General features: G+C 44.2%; 16 protein-coding genes. All 16 read right to left on the bottom strand.

The genetic code is table 11. From position 1 onward, the window contains the following. Window positions 1–3: 3 nt before the first annotated feature. The 16 genes from MCT08_RS05605 to MCT08_RS05530 all read right to left on the bottom strand — a co-directional run bounded on the left by MCT08_RS05605 (window position 4) and on the right by MCT08_RS05530 (window position 17,918). Window positions 4–1,857, bottom strand: coding sequence for a flagellar hook-length control protein FliK (locus tag MCT08_RS05605; protein ID WP_274678029.1), 1,854 nt, complete (start codon window positions 1,855–1,857; stop codon window positions 4–6). A 130-nt stretch (window positions 1,858–1,987) separates the two neighbouring features. Continuing rightward, window positions 1,988–2,440, bottom strand: a complete 453-nt coding sequence (fliJ, locus tag MCT08_RS05600) for a flagellar export protein FliJ (protein WP_168521447.1) — start codon at window positions 2,438–2,440, stop codon at window positions 1,988–1,990. Between the two features lie 6 nt (window positions 2,441–2,446). After that, window positions 2,447–3,769, bottom strand: a complete 1,323-nt coding sequence (gene fliI, locus MCT08_RS05595) for a flagellar protein export ATPase FliI (RefSeq protein ID WP_053311856.1) — start codon at window positions 3,767–3,769, stop codon at window positions 2,447–2,449. After that, window positions 3,769–4,572, bottom strand: a complete 804-nt coding sequence (gene fliH / locus MCT08_RS05590; protein ID WP_053311857.1) for a flagellar assembly protein FliH — start codon at window positions 4,570–4,572, stop codon at window positions 3,769–3,771. Before fliH ends, fliI begins: the two co-directional genes overlap by 1 nt. Before the next feature lie 30 nt (window positions 4,573–4,602). Next, window positions 4,603–5,661, bottom strand: coding sequence for a flagellar motor switch protein FliG (gene fliG / locus MCT08_RS05585; RefSeq protein WP_053311858.1), 1,059 nt, complete (start codon window positions 5,659–5,661; stop codon window positions 4,603–4,605). Then, window positions 5,654–7,396 carry a flagellar basal-body MS-ring/collar protein FliF gene (fliF, locus tag MCT08_RS05580; RefSeq protein ID WP_168521443.1) on the bottom strand — a complete coding sequence of 581 codons (1,743 nt, stop codon included), beginning with the start codon at window positions 7,394–7,396 and terminating at the stop codon, window positions 5,654–5,656. Before fliF ends, fliG begins: the two co-directional genes overlap by 8 nt. Window positions 7,397–7,411: 15 nt before the next feature. Then, a complete protein-coding gene (gene fliE, locus MCT08_RS05575; protein WP_168521441.1) occupies window positions 7,412–7,723 on the bottom strand; it encodes a flagellar hook-basal body complex protein FliE in 312 nt (103 codons plus the stop codon). An 81-nt stretch (window positions 7,724–7,804) separates the two neighbouring features. After that, complete coding sequence (locus tag MCT08_RS05570; protein WP_053311861.1) at window positions 7,805–9,214, bottom strand: sigma-54-dependent transcriptional regulator; 1,410 nt, start codon at window positions 9,212–9,214, stop codon at window positions 7,805–7,807. A gap of 2 nt (window positions 9,215–9,216) precedes the next feature. Then, window positions 9,217–10,272, bottom strand: a complete 1,056-nt coding sequence (locus MCT08_RS05565; protein ID WP_168521439.1) for a sensor histidine kinase — start codon at window positions 10,270–10,272, stop codon at window positions 9,217–9,219. 130 nt (window positions 10,273–10,402) lie between these two features. Beyond that, a complete protein-coding gene (locus MCT08_RS05560) occupies window positions 10,403–11,869 on the bottom strand; it encodes a sigma-54 dependent transcriptional regulator (RefSeq protein WP_274674557.1) in 1,467 nt (488 codons plus the stop codon). 237 nt (window positions 11,870–12,106) lie between these two features. Further along, the gene (gene fliS / locus MCT08_RS05555) at window positions 12,107–12,517 is read right to left on the bottom strand and encodes a flagellar export chaperone FliS (protein ID WP_053311864.1); all 411 of its coding nucleotides are present in this window, start codon (window positions 12,515–12,517) and stop codon (window positions 12,107–12,109) included. A 10-nt stretch (window positions 12,518–12,527) separates the two neighbouring features. After that, window positions 12,528–12,833 (bottom strand): flagellar protein FliT, encoded by a 306-nt coding sequence (locus tag MCT08_RS05550; RefSeq protein ID WP_274678028.1) that lies wholly within the window; start codon window positions 12,831–12,833, stop codon window positions 12,528–12,530. Window position 12,834: 1 nt separating this feature from the next. Continuing rightward, a complete protein-coding gene (gene fliD / locus MCT08_RS05545) occupies window positions 12,835–14,817 on the bottom strand; it encodes a flagellar filament capping protein FliD (protein ID WP_274674559.1) in 1,983 nt (660 codons plus the stop codon). Window positions 14,818–14,839: 22 nt separating this feature from the next. Next, a complete protein-coding gene (gene flaG / locus MCT08_RS05540; protein WP_168521433.1) occupies window positions 14,840–15,268 on the bottom strand; it encodes a flagellar protein FlaG in 429 nt (142 codons plus the stop codon). 74 nt (window positions 15,269–15,342) lie between these two features. Beyond that, window positions 15,343–16,473 (bottom strand): flagellin, encoded by a 1,131-nt coding sequence (locus tag MCT08_RS05535; protein WP_168780574.1) that lies wholly within the window; start codon window positions 16,471–16,473, stop codon window positions 15,343–15,345. A gap of 296 nt (window positions 16,474–16,769) precedes the next feature. Next, window positions 16,770–17,918, bottom strand: coding sequence for a flagellin (locus MCT08_RS05530; protein WP_274678027.1), 1,149 nt, complete (start codon window positions 17,916–17,918; stop codon window positions 16,770–16,772). Between the last annotated feature and the right edge of the window lie 109 nt (window positions 17,919–18,027).

The raw sequence follows: 18,027 nt of genomic DNA, 5'->3' as shown, positions 1-18,027 counted from the left end.
AGTTTAAGCGTAATAACTGATTCCATCACGCTTTGATGCGACATTCAAATCAAGTTTGACGTCCGTATCAAGGTTTTCTTCACCCAAATAGCTTTCATTGCGTGATAATTGACCAGGCTGGCCATCGCCACTTGATGCATAGCGTGACTGCTGCTGTCCAGCATTTTGCTGTTGTACCGAAGTATCACCCAACTGCACTCCTTGCTGGGCAAGCATTTCTCGCAGTCGCGGCATAGATTGTTCTATCGCATCACGAGCTTGATGATTAGCGACAGTGAAGTGGACAGTTGCACCATCGCCATTCATATTCATGCGAATTTGCAAACGGCCTAGCTCAGGTGGATCAAGACGAATATCAACATGCTTTAAATTTTTCGACATCATCATTTGCACACGCTCTGCCATTTGATCACTCGCCATCTCTTTATTGAGATGCAAAGGAGGTTGAGGCGCTGCTTGCTGCAAGTTCTCAGCACGATTTTGCGCTGACGTGATGCCTTGCTGGCCTGCTGCTGTCGATATTTGATGAGCAAGCGAGCTATCTTTGTGCTCTTGGGCTGTTCCACTGTCGCCAAGCCCGGCAAGTGCTTTTGCACCTAACGCCGCCTTCAATGCAGCCTGACTTATAGGTTGATCAGGTGTGATTGCTGTCTGCATAGGCATCGTGTTCATCATTTGCTGCACCTGCGCGTTAGTGGCATCACTTCCTGCGGCGGAAAGTGCTGAGTTCGCCAATGCGGCTTTATCAGCCGCAACTGATGCTTGCATTGTTTGTGACTGCTGCTGAGCTAAGGCTTGATGAACCGAATTCGCTACTGGGGTCGCCTGACTTTTGCCTTTTAATGTAGCAACACTATCGCTACCGTCGAGAGTGATAACTTGCCCTTCTATCGCTGCTGCGCCAGCCCAAGGAATGGCTGCCGCCAGTACAGCATCACTTGCAATAACCGTTTCGCCTTGTACTTCTAAGGCATTAGTAGGAGTCACTGCTGATTGAGGTTGAACCACTTGTTGAGTATCGACTGCTGAGGCGGCTATCAATGCCTGCGCACCAATAGCATGTTGCTCTGAAGCTTCATCGCTTTGCTCTTCCCCTTCTCCCCTCGCAGTCAAAGGTACCCGCTGTGATAATTCTTGTTCTGTCGGCGCGAGTTCAGAGGCTGGCTGTTGAATAAATTTTTGGACTGACGCTGGAATGTCTGCTTTAGGCTCCCCCTGTTGAAGCTGAAGCTTATCAGCCTGGCTGAGCTGAGCATCATTTATCACGCTGTTAGCATGCATATTTTCATTGAGTGGAGAGGATGGAATAACTGCCACCATTTTAGGGTCGATACTATCGGCTCTTTGGATTTCAGCCCCCTCAAGTGGTTGACTTTTTTCTTGTGGCAAAATTTTGCCGTTCGCATCAGTAAGAGCTTGATTTGCACTGTTGAGGCGACCTAAAATTTCATCACCATCACTCATCACTTGCGCTGTTTTTTGTTGTATTGCAACGTCATCAGACTCTGATGACAATTTTGATTTGGAGTGTTTATCTGCTCCGAGTGAAATTTCAGCCTCTTCACCATCAAGTTTTTGAGCTAATAAAGCATCGCTACTTTTACCAGCCGCTTGTTCTACATTTGCATTCTTTGAATCTAGCGGGGCAGCTTTCACCTCAGCGGGGATGCTCGCTTTAACTTCAGTAGATTTAGCCTCTGCCGCTTCTTTTGCATCGGAACCCGTAATGATCGTAGTAAGCTTTTCGAAAAAGCCTTTCGATTCAGAGCCTTCACTAGCAGAATCCGTACTTGCTTTGCTGACACTGGCTATTTTTGATGTATCGGATGGTGTTGTAATATTTACATTCATATCCATGATGCTCGCACTAGAAACAGAGAATGAAGTGAATCAATGAGAGGTTGCTAACGAACCTCTCATTCATTTTTCACCGATAGTAGAGTAAAATAAAGCAAGAAATGCGCCAATGTGATAATGTATGAGGCAGTTAAAATGGGTTGTTGTTAGAACGCTTACGACTAAATAATAATGTTGAAAATTCATCCATTTGTTTCTGCTCACGCTTTTCCTGCAAACGTTGTGCTTCAGTCCGCTTTTTATCTATCAGCCATTCGTAAGAACGTCGTTGCTTTCTCACTTCCAACCAATGATCTTGGCAGTTCTCAACTTGTGTTTTGAAGTGCTGTTCCGCATCTCTTTGCTTGGATAATGTTTCATCTAACTGAGTAAGAAACCGATTCAAATGACCATATTCACTTGCACTAAGTCCAGACATACCGCGATCAACTAACTGCTGGCAATAATCGAGGCGATATTGCTCAATCTGTGATAGTTGTTTGTAGTAACTATCCAATTCACTGCGCGATTTACTAAGCGCCATGGCCGCTTTTTCTTCTTTGTCTTTCGCTTGTTCTAACAAAAATTCTAATGCGTTATCCATTCACTATTACCCAACCTGCAACACATGCTTAAGCATATTAACGCACATATCATAAGGCACTGAATCCTTCATACCTTGCTGTAAATATTCATCAAGTTTGGGTTTGAGAGTGAAAGCGCTATCGATAGCAGGATCGGTCCCTGGTTTGTAAGCTCCAATCGAAACCAAGTCTTGATTTTTACGACAAATAGAGAGTATTTGACGCACTGCTTTAGACATTAGCATGTGCTCGTCAGTTGTAATCTGTGGCATAACACGGCTAACTGATTTTTCAACATCAATGGCAGGGTAATGCCCAGCATCAGCCATCTCACGCGACAAGACTATGTGACCATCGAGAATAGCACGAGAGGCATCGGCTATCGGATCTTGTAAATCATCACCTTCGGTTAAAACAGTGAAAAATGCGGTAATGGAACCTTGTGTAGGCCCACCATTACCAGCACGCTCAACAAGCGCGGGTAGTTTCGCAAACACAGAAGGCGGATAACCTTTAGTTGCAGGTGGTTCACCTACCGATAAGGCAATTTCACGCTGCGCTTGCGCGAAACGAGTCAGTGAGTCCATTAGCAGTAAAACATCTAAGCCTTGGTCACGAAAATATTCGGCAATAGCCAGGGCTGTTTGACAACCTTTAAGTCGCATTAACGGCGATGAGTCAGCAGGCGCTGCAACTACTACAGAGCGTTGACGACCATCAAGACCTAAAATCTCTTCGATAAATTCTTTAACTTCTCGACCACGCTCACCAATCAAACCGACAACGACCACTTGCGCAGTAGTTCCTCGCGTCATCATGCCCAAAGTAACCGATTTACCGACACCAGAGCCGGCAAACAGACCAATACGCTGCCCCTTACCAACCGTTAGTAAACCATTAATCGCTTTAAGTCCCACATCAAGTGGCTCTGTGATCGGCTTACGCGCTAGAGGGTTAATGGGTTCAGCATTAAATGAGGCTCGCTTTTCGGTATAGATAGGGCCAAGGCCATCAAGAGGATTACCCACGCCATCAATCACACGACCGAGTAATTCCATTCCAACAGGCAAACCCGTATCACCAGTAAGCGGCGTTACTTTAGCACCCGGTAAAACACCGGTGATCTGCTCGCTTGGCATCAAATATAGATTGTCTCCTGAAAAGCCAACTACTTCCGCTTCCATTTCACCAGACATCGTTTCAACCGTACACAAGCTACCAATCGGTGCTTTACACCCTGTGGCTTCAAGCGTTAACCCAACGACACGCACTAATTTTCCAGACGCAATCGGCCTACAGGTTAACCCTTCAGTCTTGTATTGACTGAGACGTTCAGCAAGCGCTAACACTAGTGTTCACCTTGTTGATGACGATTGGTGCCACAGAAACTTTTCAGTACACTGCGAATGCGATCTTCCATTCGGTAGTTGACGCTCGACTCACCCGCTTCAATTTGCACATCGGCACGATTCAATGCAGGTTCACCGACCAGCGTCCAATTGCGAAAATCAAGTTCTTTCTCACCATAAGCCGAACGAATGATTTCAACGTCTTCAGGGTGCAGCTTTAAGGTAATAGCATGGCCTGAAACAGGGAGTGCTTCAACGGAAGATTTCACCGTATCAAGAATGACTTGAGGATTAGTTTGGACTTCAACATGGACGACCTCTTTAACTAACGTCAATACCATATCAACCAACTGTTTTTCGACTTGGGCGTTCATCAATTCAAGAGGTTGAGCAAATTGATTTGCTAAGCCAACAAATACTTCAACTTGTTGTTCAATAAAGGATTGCCCTTCAGCAATCCCTTCTTCCTTGCCTTGCGCTAGTCCTTCTTCATGCCCAGCCGCTAACCCTTCTTCTTTTCCTTTTTCGTAACCTTGCTTAAAACCCGCTTCCTGACCTTGATGTAGACCATCTTGATAAGCACCTCGCTTGATCTGTTCGATCTCTTCTTCGGTCAGTTGTAATGGTTCTTCTACTTCAGGTTCGTCAAAGCTAGGCATCCAACCTGGGTCATAGTTCAGCGCGGTTTCTTTGGCTTTTTTATTCGCCTCAGCACCGTAGTCTGGCAGCCCCCATTTTTTGGGTTGCTCTACATTAGCGTCTGTATCTAAACGTAAAAATCCGCGCTTTCTTTCTCCAGACATCATGCTACCTATTATTCAGTAAAGGATGGATTATAAGAATTCGTCAGCACCACCAGACAACATAATTTCACCGTTGTCAGCCATACGACGAGCAATGGCCAGAATTTCTTTCTGTGCGGTTTCAACATCAGAAACTTTGATTGGCGGCATGGCTTCAATGTCATCTTTCATCATATCAGCAGCACGCTTCGACATGTTTTTGAAGACTTTTTCACGTAGTGCATCGTCAGCACCTTTAAGTGCTTTCTGTAGGATATCTTGTGGGACATCACGCAGCAATTTCTGAATACCTTGGTCATCCACTTCAACCAAGTTCTCAAACACAAACATGAGGTCTTCAATTTGAGTAGCCATATCTTCGTCTTGCTCACGCATTTGATCCATGAGAATACCTTCAATATTGTTATCAAGGTAGTTCATGATGTCAGCAGCAGCTTTCAAGCCACCAATTTTCGCCGCTTGAGCACCAGCTTGACCTGCAAATTGTTTCTCCATGATTTCGTTCAATTCAGCCAGTGCCGATGGTTGAACTTCTTCAAGGTTGGCAATACGCATCAAGAGATCCAAACGGTCTCGCTCTGCAAACTGCGCCAAGATCTCTGCGGATTGATCAGGCTCTAAGTAAGATAAGACAATGGTCTGAATTTGCGGGTGCTCGTTGACAATAATGCTCGCCACTTGGCGTGGGTCCATCCATTTCAAAGAGTCTAAGCCTTTCGATCCAGTTCCTAATAGAATTTGGTCAACAAGGTTATTGGCTTTATCGGCACCTAGCGCAGCGACAAGCGCATTACGCATAAAGTCTTCGCTGCCCATACCGATGTTGGTGTATTTTTGGATGTCTTCAAGGAAAGCACGATGAACTGCACCGACCTTCTCTTGGCTAAGCTCCTTAGCTTTAGCCATGGCACTCCCCACACGTTGAACCTGTTTAGGCTCAAGATGGCGAATGATTCCCGCCGCATCTTCTTCGTTTAAACTCAACAGCAAAATAGCCGCTTTTTCATCACCGGAAATCGCTGAAATATCAACGGTCGATTCTGTCACTTCTCCACCACTTTGGTCTTTAGCTATGATTTCGTTAGGCATTTTGCATCCAATTCTTCACTACTTGAGCCGCAAGTTCCGGTTCATTCGCTACAAGAGCACGCACCGCTTTCAGCACGTCTTCATCTTTATGTAAGTTTGGTAAATCAATCCCTGAACCAAACTCGAATAGATCGCCGCCATCAATATCGCTACCAATAAGGCTTGTCTCGCCATTAGCACCAATTGGTAAGCCATCAGGCCCATACATTGGGTTATCATCATCCGCAGCAGGATTAAGCAGTTTTTTCAACGCAGGTCGAACTAAAACAAGAATCACGACCACAATAACCAACGCACTGGCGAACCAACGAATCCAGTCATTAAAGTTCGGATGCTCCCAAATAGGTACATCGGCAATGGTTTCAATTTCAGGTTCAGCAAACTGCATGCTCAGGACATTAAGTAAATCACCACGATTTTCATTAAATCCAACCGTACCAACCAGCACCTGACGAATTGCATTAATTTCGCCCTCACTAAGTGGCGTATAAGTCACTTCACCGGTTTCTGGATTGACAGAAGAACGGTTCTTAATCGCAACCGCTACCGTTTGGCGATCAACCACACCGGACTGTTTTCGTTCATGGCTAATGGTGGTATCCAATTCAAAATTGCGCGTGGCTTCTTTATGAACCGAACCTTGCCCAAGCAAAGAGCCATCTTTCATTTGTGCGACATCTTGTGGGATAGAAGCATCGGCAGGGGGTTGGTTACTCAAGGCTCCTGGAACACCGGCAACCACGTTACCATTGTTGTAATCTTCTAAAGTGTATTCACTGCGTGTTGCGGGCGTATTGGGGTCAAAACGCTTACGGGTTTGCTCAACGGCGCTAAAGTCTAATTGGATATCCACTTGCGCGGTATAATTACCAAGACCAAGAATAGGAATAAGTACGGAATCAATTTTGTCTCGTAACGCTTGTTCTTGTTTGCGTTCAAGCTCTTGTTCTTTACGACGTGCGGATGAAATTGGGTCTTGAGAACCAGAACTGAGCAAGCGACCGTGTTGATCAGTCACGGTAATGCGATTCGGTTTCATTGCCGGTACGGCACTGGCCACCATATCGACAATAGAGTCGACTTCTTCTTGTTTGAGGTTTGCGCCAGTACGTAAGGTAAGAAACACTGAGGCAGAGGCTTCTTGGTTGTGACGAACAAATACACTTTGTTTTGGTAAAGCCAATAATACTCTGGCTTTATTGACTTGTTTCATCTCTTCGATGGCTTTAGCAAGTTGTCGCTCACGACTGAGTTTGAGTCGCTCTTGCTCAAGACGTTGCGACACACCAAACCCCATGTCTTGCATGAGAATTTCATCACCCGCTTGCTTGTTTTGGTTTAAGCCAGCGCGAACCATATTCAGCTTTAAACTGTTGTATTCACTGGAAGGAACTAAAATGGTATTGCCATCGAGCTTGTAGTCGAGTTTCTGCTGATCAAGGTAGTCTAGAACAGGGATAAGTTCTTCTGTTTCATACGCACCGAGTGGGCGCATTTCTGGCTCTTTAACCCAGAAAAACAGCATCACAATGAGAGCAACGCAGATGGAGATCGACAAGACAAGCACTACTTGACGCAGTAAGTCTAAATCACCCATTGCAAAATCCGATTTAGAAGAGCTCTTCTCTTCTAAATCTGGGTTCTGTGTATCTAGGTCTAAATCTGAACCAGCCATTAATGCATGTTCAGAACCACCACTCACGGCTAGGTCGGTTGTTTGCTTATCATCTGCCACTGTCTACTACCTAATTTATACAGGCATGTTCATGAGTTCTTTGTAAGCTTCAACAAGTTTGTTTCTCACTTGTATTGTTGCTTCAAAGGCCACGCTAGATTTGTTGCGTGCAATCATGACATCCGATAATGAGACATCTTCATCCCCACGATCAAAGCGCGTTTGCAAATTACTTGATGTCTTTTGCAAACCGTTCACATTGTTAATCGCATTAGACAGCATATCGCCAAAATCAGAACTGACACTTTGACCTGTCGCTGCCGGACGAGCATTGGTTGCTTCCAACATCATCGTTTGCATTTCACTGTGTAAACCATCAAGTCTCATTGCTACCTCTAACGCCAAATCTTTGACCAATGTCCGAATAAAAGGGATAGAGCAATTTATATGCCATCACCAATGTTTAACCTAATTGGGAATTTCAATCCCTGCATCGCGCATTTTGGCTAATTTATAACGCAATGTACGTGGACTAACGCCTAATTTTTCCGCCATCTCTTTGCGACGTCCTTGGCACTCAACCAAGGTTTCCATGATGATGGTATATTCTTGGTCTCGAAGTTCATCACCCAATGCAGCGCCATTGTTGGTGGATAATTTGTTTGGTTCAGCTTGGGCAATCGGCATAATATCCGGTGTTGCTAGCTCGGTGTTTTCCACCATTTGCTGCAAGCTACTCGCATCTTGCCAATCAACGCCTTCAAGCAGTATATGCTCGCCAGAAATATGACTTTGCTCACTAAGGATGAGTGCTCGCTGGACTACATTATCCAATTCTCGGACATTACCAGGCCAAGTGTAACTCAATAGTTTAGCGATAGCTTCAGGAGCAATATTAGGCACTGGTAAACCTAATTTTGTACAATGACGCTCAACCAAATGATTGGCTAAAGGCTCTATATCACCTTTTCTATCACGCAACGCCGGCCAAGAAATCGGGAAAACGTTCAAACGATAGTATAGGTCATCACGAAAATTCCCTTCTTGTACATACTGTTTTAGGTCACGGTTACTGGTGGCTAAGACCCTTACGTCTAATTTAATGCTTTTACGGCCACCAAGACGTTCGACTTCGCGCTCTTGTAGTACGCGCAGTAATTTAGCTTGCAGGTTTAAATCCATTTCACTGATCTCATCAAGTAAAATGGTTCCGCCTTGTGCTTGCTCAAACTTACCTGGACACGCTTGAACCGCCCCAGTAAATGCACCTTTTTCATAACCGAATAAGGTAGCTTCTAACATATTGTCAGGAATCGCGGCGCAGTTGATGGCAACAAATGGACCATCTTTTCGTGATGAAGCATTGTGGATATAGCGAGACATCACCTCTTTTCCCGAACCACTAGGGCCAAGGATCATCACATTGGCATCGGTTTTAGCCACTTTATCTGCCAGAGCAAGTAAACGCAGGCTTTTTTCATCAGCAACGACCGCATCGCCATTATCATCCGATTTAACTGGAGCGTAGCGACTGACCATATTGAGTAACACTTCCGGGGCAAAAGGCTTGGCCATATAGTCGATGGCGCCTTCTTTCATCGCCGAAACGGCATCTTCGATATTCGCGTAGGCGGTCATTAGCAGTACGGGTAAGTTAGGCCAATGCTGCTTGATATTTCGCAATAGTGCTAACCCTCCCATGCCGGCCATCTGTACATCAGAGACAACAATATCAACGGGGTTTGATTTCAGTTTAATCAACGCATCTTCAGCACAATCGGCTTCTAGCCATTCATAACCAGCCAGCGCCAGCGTATCTACTAATGCTTCGCGTAGACCTTCATCATCTTCAACGATTAAGACTTTGCTTTGAGCCATCATCATTCTCCAGTCTCTGTTTGTGAAGAAGAGGTTTCTCTCTTTAATGGGATGCACATGGTAAAGCAGGCACCATCCCCTTCTTCAGAAATTAATTCTAATCGGCCATCATGAGCCCGACAGACCATTTGCACAACCGCCAGCCCTAAGCCCGTTCCTTGTGAACGTGTGGTAAAAAACGGTTCCATAATTTTATTTTGCAGCTCAACTGGCACACCGGGGCCATTATCTTGAACTGAAATTCGTAGTTCACCATTAACGGGACGAAAAAACACATCAATTTGCGATGCCTTACCCGAGATTTGGATAGCATTCATCACCAAGTTACTAAGTGCTGATGCAATGGCGTTGGCATTACCAAGCACCACGGTTTCGTCTTGTTCGACTTCTTGGTGATAATCAATCGCATTATTTTTCAATGCAGTTTCAATCATCGGTGCAAATTCGCTAACTAATTCATCAATACTAAAAGGCTTGATAACCTTGTTATCGCCACCTTTTGCAAACAACAGCATATCATTAACTTGTTTTTCTAAGTCATGAAGCCTGTCTACTAGCTTAGACTGAAAACGCTCTCTTGTAGCGGTTGGTAGATTAGGCGCACCTAAATTTGAGGCATAAAGCATGGCACTGGATAATGGCGTTCGCACCTGGTGGGCTAATGATGCCACCATTCGCCCAAGAGAAGATAAACGCTGTAAATCGCTGATTCGTGATTGCAATAAACGCGTTTCGGTCAGATCAGTAATTAATATCAGTTGTCCCGTTGTAGAGGCGGAAATCGCTAACCTAACTTTACGGCCATTACGTAACGATATTTCATGGCCATCGTCTTCCTTTGGTGCAAACGCACTTTGGATGATCGAATACCATTTTTCGCCAGACAGTGGAACTTGTAATATGCGTTGCGCTTCTGGGTTAGCTTCCCGCACCACACCTTGCGTATCCAACAAAATCACACCGGCAGGCATCACATCAAGAACCTGCTTATAACGTTCAACTTGGTCTTCTAAAGAATCCAAATGAGATTGATTAACTGGAATTTCAGGTGCCTGCATGTCGATATTCTGCCTATAAAACAACAATAGCCTAACACGCAAAATACATGCCAGGCTATTTTCATTAAAAATCAATGCATTAAATGATCGCCAATATATTGACTAAAGTTTAGTTTTACCTTTAGCTCTATTAACGTTGCATATTATACTTGCGCATTTTCTCAACTAAAGTGGTACGACGCATACCTAGCATATCGGCTGCACGAGCAACGACACCGGCTTGAGCTTCAAGGGCTTGGTTGATCATATTGACCTCAAGATCAGCCAGTAACTCTTTCAAATTTACACCTTCTGGTGGCAACGATTGAGGAGCATTAAGATTTTCATGTAAATCTTGTGCATCACCGAAATTGAAGTCTTCAGAAAAGATACCAGCCAGCACATCACGCTCTTGCTCTTCTATTGATCCATACGAGCTATGCTCAGGTTGAAACTCTGGAATATCACTGTAACGATATTTGGTCGGCAAATGATTAACGTCTACCAGACTATTTGGGTAAAGGATGATCATACGCTCGACTAAGTTTGCCAACTCACGCACATTACCTGGCCAATCATGCTCCATCAGTGAATTGATAGCTCGAGGTGTAAAGCAAATAGGCTGCCCACCTTCAGCTTCCATACGCGTCATTAATTCTTGTAGCAGCAGAGGTATATCGTCTTTACGCTCTTTAAGTGCTGGCATTTCAATAGGAAAGACATTCAATCGATAGTAGAGATCTTCACGGAAAGACTGATCATCAATCATACTGTCAAGATTACGATGTGTTGCAGCGACAACGCGAACGTTGACTTTGATAGTAGCGTTACCGCCCACTCGCTCAAAGCAGCGTTCTTGTAATACTCGAAGTAATTTCACCTGCATCGGCATTGGCATATCGCCAATTTCATCTAAGAATAGCGTTCCGCCTTCTGCAAGTTCAAAACGCCCTTTACGAGCTGTAATCGCACCAGTGAAAGCACCTTTTTCATGACCAAACAGTTCGCTTTCTAATAAGTCCGCAGGAATAGCACCACAGTTAATCGGTACAAATGGACCATTACGACGCGTTGAATGATAATGAATATTACGCGCAACCACTTCTTTACCCGTGCCGGACTCACCAAGAATCAATACGTTTGCTTCAGTACCAGAAACTTGCTCAATCAAATGGCGCACTTCTTGAATACCATGGCTTTGCCCAACAAGGCTGCGAAACAAGGTGTTTTTACGAGAGGTCGATGGCAATTGGATGCCTTTACGTCCTAAAAATTCTTTGCAATGGCGTAGTGCTTCACTGAGCTGTGGATAATTAAGAGGAAACTCTAACTCACCAACATACTGAGGAAATTCTTCTAACGAATAGGGCTGTTTGGCAGCCATTAATAATGGAATATGATTAGCTTTAGTTAACCATTGAAGTATCTCATTAGTTAACGTTCCACCTTTCAGCGATCCAATGATGCATCCTGCCCATAATCCTGAGCAATCATTATCATTGATTTGGGAAGACTCGATCGCCTCGCAGTGCTCTCCAACAAATTCTAAAATGTTACTTAGATTAAGACGGATCTGAGGATCGTCTTCTATCACAAGCAGTTTTGCTAAACCTTGCATAGGTGAGAATATTTGCCTTAAATCAGAGAAATTGTCGCCGCACTCATGAAAATGGTTACCAAGCTTTGTTTTTCCATAAACACTTGATCAAACAATAGACAATATGTGGTATTCAGCAACAAAAAAAGCCATTAAGCTAGTAATGGCTTCTATTCTATGGAATAAAAAAAATAAGGCAACCAAGCAATGAGTTGCTGTGACATCAGTTAAAACTTTTAAAAATAACTCTTTAAAGTTTTATAACCCTACTTCCGAAGCGGTGAGATTGTGGTACTCAGCAGGAATCTGATCCCATGCTGATTTTATTTCACGAATAATATCTATCACATCATCTAAAGGCTGTGGATCATTGAGGTGATTCGCTTCTGTGATCTGCGTGATCATAAATTCATAAAGTTGGTCGAGATTTGAGGCAATATCACCACCATCGCTCATCGACAAACAGCTTCGTAGGCTAATGATGATGTCCAACGCTTTACCTAGACGCTCACCTTTCACGGGAATGTTACCTTGCAGCATAGCAGCTTTAGCTTGAATAAGACGCTCAATCGCCCCCGCCATTAACATCTGTACGACTTTATGCGGGGAGGCCGCACTGAGCTGGCTATCCACTGATACCTTTTTGTAAGCCTGTAAAGAACCACGCATAGTCTTCCTCTTATAAAAACTTTTTGTATTGCTGAACGGATTTATTACCGTGTCGGTATTTTTGAAGCGTTTTACCGATTTCTACCGTTTTTGACTGCATCAGTTCAACAAGTTGTTTGGTCTCATCAATAGCAGTATGCCATTGCGCCGAATTTGCAAACCGTGGATTTTCTGACGCGTACATCAGTAAGTTTTGCAATATTCGTTCCCTTTTATCGACGAGATGATTAATTTCTTCAGTATTTATTTCTTTAATTGCAAGTATTGCTTTGATTTTGTGATCTATATCACTCAGTGTGAGTAGTAACTGCTCCATATCAACCACCTAAAGCATTCATCATACCAGCCAGTTGATTCTGCATTTTACTTGTTGCATCTTGCATCGCACTAAACTTGGAATGCGTTCGCTTCTCTAAACTGTCCATGCGGCGATCAAGTGCCGCTTGGTCATCCGCGATACGGTAATTACGTTCCACCAAACTTTTTTCACGAGTTCGTATTGAGCCAGTCACTCCCGTCATGCTTTGTATAGCATCCTCAACACGTTTAGCAAAACCTTGATTGCCACCAAAGAAATCACCTAACTTGTTGAAGTTATTATTGAGCTGACGATCTAACATGCTGTAGTTAATTTCGAGGGTACCTTGGCGAGTGGTCGTAATCCCAAACTCGGTTAGACTTTTTATCTCTTCAGGGGCTTGTTCTATTTTCGTTGAAAAAACAGTTCGAAGCCGCGAATCAGCACTCCGAACAATACTGTCACCCGCTAATGGACCCGCTTGCCCTGTTCTTGGGTCTACACCAGCAAGGTCCTGCGATACTTGATGAAACTGATTATACGCGGCAACAAATTGCTCTATATCATTACGTACACTCTGACGATCATATTCCACACCAATTTCAGCGGGTGCTTTTCCTTGAGGGCTTTTGCCTTTCAGGGTGAGATCGACTCCTTCAATCGCATCTTCGATAACATTGTTGTTGCTCGAAAGCGTAGCAACACCGTCTAAGACCACCATCGAGTCTTGACTAGCTTGCACCTGAATCATGCCTTGATAAGCATCAAAAGAATCTTGTGCCGCTTTTAGATCTGCTTCTACTTGGTCGACTTTTTCTAAATAAGCTCGCTCTTCTGGATCGAGCTTGGCTCGTTCCATTTGTTTAGCTTGTTCGGGGGAAATTTCTCCACTTTGAATCGCCTTTGCAATGGCCGACTTTTCAGCGGAAAGTTGTTGCTCAAGCTTTGCTTGTGCTTCTTTAGGAGTAACGTAAGAATCAACTAAAGTGCCAGAGGCAGTATTACTCCAACCAGGAACATCCGCAGACTTCTCTAACGCTTTCGCATCAAGCTCTGGTTCCGGTTCGTAATAAGAATCAAGCAAAGTACCAGACGCGGTTTCTGTCCAGCCAGGGATGCGTTCGGAAGGTTTGAGATATTTATTAGCTGCCACACCCACTGCAGCGGCTGTTTTTACCGCGCTATCAGGCAGCTCGCCTACACTATCATCGGCAATACCCGCCGCCTGCTGCACCTCATTGACCATACTTTGGTCAACTTCACGTGCGGCTTCACCAATTTTTTCCGCAACTCTGGCCGCGATTTTTTGCTGGTCTGGTGTTAATGGGGAAATTAGTTGTTGTGCAGCTGAACGAGCTTTTTCGAGATCTTTAACCCGCTCTTCAAGCGTTTTATATTCTAGGTTTTTAAGAGGGTTGCCAGTTTCTGACTGCGCATTAATTTTAATGGCATTATCTTTACCAGAAAGGTTGGAAGCGACAATCAGGCGTGGGCCTTCAACATCGTTAATAATCGCCGCTCTAACACCTGGGTTGGTTTTACTACCATTGATGCCGCGTACAATATCAATCAGCTTAGAATTGGCTTGGACATCAATATCAAATGTCTTGTTACCAAGCGAAATCTGCAGCTTACCAGGGCCAAATTTTGCGTCTTTGTCTAATACATCCGACGCTACTTTATGACTCTGGGCAAGCTGCAACACATCGATAGCATATTTCCCGGCAATGGCATCCGTTGTTGCTGTCGCTGAGACGATATTTTCATCAGTCGTATCCACTTTTCGCAGAGCAAAAGCTTTCTCCTGACGAAAATTCGTCATTAGATTTTTCATCGTATCCAGCGACTCTTTGAGTCGGCCATAGGCGCTAATACTGGCATCAATTTGGCCAAGCTCATTGTCGATACGTTGCTGCTTAGGTACGCGCTCCGCATTAACAATTTTGCTGACCAAGGAATTGATATCCATGCCAGTATTCATACCCATCGGGCCTAGACTCATTAATTCACCTCAAAAAATACGATTACACCTTGGTAACCAATAGACCAGAATTATGGTCTCTTTGTCTAGCAAGGCGTCGCAACACCTCTAACATTTCTTCGTTCGGGATCTGGCGAATAATATCACCAGTACTAGCTTCGTAAATCGTTACCACATCCCGACCTGATTCTTCATCGACCCTAAACGCTAAGTCCTTATTGATAGAAGAGATAAAATCATTCATCTGCTCCATCATTTTGGCTCTTTCCGCTTTGTTGGTCTGCTCTCGCTGTTTTGCAAGCTCGATGACAGCCTCAACCGATTGGTTTTGCCTTTCCCTTAGCTGCTCAGAACGATTGACCTCATTTCTTTGCGAAGAAGTGCGTGTTGCACCATCGTTTTCTGAAGCAAATTTAATGCCACTTTGTGAGCCGTAAGGCTGGATGTTCGATGTGTAGGATGGTATTTCCATAACAATCTCCCTTCCACCTCATAGGTTAGCAGTGCAAGCACTACTTTCCTACTAAGCTCCATTTAATCATTGGGTTAACCCAACAAACTAAGAGCTGCAGATGGTGACTGCTTCGCCTGTGCCAAAACCGAAGTACTCGCTTGTTGTAGAATTTGCGACTTCGTCATTTGGGTTGTTTCGCGCGCGTAGTCTGTATCTCTGATACGGCTACGAGAGGCGTTAACATTTTCATTAATATTATCAAGGTTGCTGATCGCATGACCGAAACGGTTTTGGAACGCACCTAAAGAAGCACGTTGGCTATCAACCGCCTTCAATGCCCCATCAATCAATGCTACTGCTTGTTGCGAACCGCCAACGGTGGTGACATCGATGTCTTTCACTGTCACGTCTTGTCCTGCACCAAAGCCGATCTCAGTACCTAGGTCACCACCAATCGTCACATCACCAGTTACTTTTTGCGTTGAAGCAAATAATTGCAGTTTGCCTTCTTCTCCAACAGAAGCTTTGATATCACCATTTTGGCCGTTAATGTAAGTCGCTACTTCTTCTAAATCATCACCAACTTTAGCATCAATGCTGACGTTACGAGCCACACCTTGTTGATCAGTATAGTCCAGTGTCAAGTTGGTCGCCGTGCTCACTTTCCAGTCTGGCGCTTGGCCTGTTACAGCAACATAACTTTTCCCCCCCATCTCTGCGGTATCAGAGCGCATGTTACCCATAGAAAGCATCACCGCTTCACCAGAATCCGCACCGATTTGGAAGGATTTATCACCAAATGAGCCGTTAAGCAGTTTATTACCACCAAATGAGGTCGTTTCTGCAATACGATTTAGCTCATCATTTAACGCAGATACCTCTTCCTGAATCGCTTGGCGCTCAGAGCGAGAGTTGGAACCGTTTGATGATTGTAGCGATAGATCGCGCATACGTTGCAAGATGTTGGTTGTTTCGTTCATTGCACCTTCCGCTGTCTGTGCAATAGAAATACCATCATTAGCGTTTTTTACCGCCATATCAAGGCCACGGCTTTGTGCGGTTAAACGATTAGAAATTTGCAGACCCGCCGCATCATCACGTGCACTATTGATTTTATAGCCGGATGATAGACGCTCCATCGATTTCTGCGTTCCGTCAGCAGCACTATTAAGATAGCGCTGTGCGGTCATTGCAGACACATTGGTGCTTACATTAATTGCCATGTTGATCTCCTTAGGCATTGTGTTGATGTACCTCAGTGTCTCTCACCTCACTTCGGTACATCTCATTTCTCTCGTATCCTTTAACGGCGAGAAATTTATATCCTTTAGAAAAAAATCGGCATTTTTTTTAAATTAATTCCATTAGATATTGAAGTGTGAACCGCATCCTAAATATCGTAAAACTAGGGCAATGCTAACTGGCATTAATTTACATGTGCGACTAGCGCAAAAAATCCAGCCGAAGCTGGATTTTTATTAGGTCAACATTCTATACCAAGAGCGTAAATCTCTATTTATTAGCCTAGTAGGCTTAGGGCTGCTTGTGGCGCTTGTTTTGCTTGTGCCAGTACAGAGCTTGATGCTTGTGATAGAATTTGAGACTTAGTTAGTGCTGTTGTTTCTTTCGCAAAGTCAGTATCTTTGATTCGGCTCTTAGAGGCATTAACGTTCTCGTTAATGTTATCCAAGTTATTGATTGCGTGATTGAAACGGTTTTGGAAAGCACCTAACTCTGCGCGGTGGCTATCTACATTTTTTAGCGCCGCATCTAGAATCGCAACTGACTCTTGTGAACCACCAACCGTTGTTACATCAATGCTGTTCACCGTTACCGCTGTCGCGGTCGCCGTATCTAAACCTAGATCAGTAGCTAGAGCACCAGAAAACACAACACTTGTAGTATCGATATCATTACCATCAGCGAAAACTTGCAGTTTACCTTCTTCATCAACAGAGGCTTTAACCATATCTGTTTGGCCATTGATGTAAGTCGCCAACTGTTCAATATCATCACCTTCTTTTGCTGTAATATCGATAGTTTGTGCAACACCTGCAGAGTCCGTTAAAGCAATACTAATATCGTTACCTGTTGTCGCCAACTCTACAGACCAGTCTTTATCTTTACCATTCGCAGCAATAAAGCTTGCACCACCCATGGCTTGGTCATCACTGCGCATATTGTTTAGCGTCAGCATCACAGCTTCACCGTTATCGGCACCAATTTGGAACGATTTGGTTGCAAATGTACCGTTTAGTAGCTTGTTACCACCAAAAGAAGTAGTTTCTGCGATACGGTTTAATTCATCGTTTAGCGCTGACACTTCTTCCTGAATCGCAACACGTTCAGATTTCGAGTTTGAACCGTTTGCTGATTGTAGTGACAAGTCACGCATACGTTGCAGAATGTTGGTGGTTTCATTCATTGCACCTTCAGCCGTTTGTGCAATAGAAATACCGTCATTCGCATTACGTACTGCTACATCAAGGCCGCGACTTTGTACATTCAAGCGGTTCGAAATTTGTAGGCCCGCAGCATCATCTTTCGCGCTGTTGATTTTAAAGCCAGAAGATAGACGTTCCATTGATGTTTGTTGTGCATTATTAGCGCTGTTTAGGTAACGCTGTGCTGTCATTGCTGATACGTTGGTATTTACATTTACTGCCATGGTAATTACTCCAATTGATTTTCCGATAGTTCCGGTTTCCGATAATTCGGAAAACCAAGTAGTTCTCTCAAAGTTACTATTAATAACGGCGCTATTTTCCAAACCTTGA

Source organism: Vibrio aestuarianus, from assembly GCF_028858425.1.
GTDB lineage: Bacteria > Pseudomonadota > Gammaproteobacteria > Enterobacterales > Vibrionaceae > Vibrio > Vibrio aestuarianus.
This window is presented reverse-complemented; position numbering and strand designations above follow the sequence as displayed.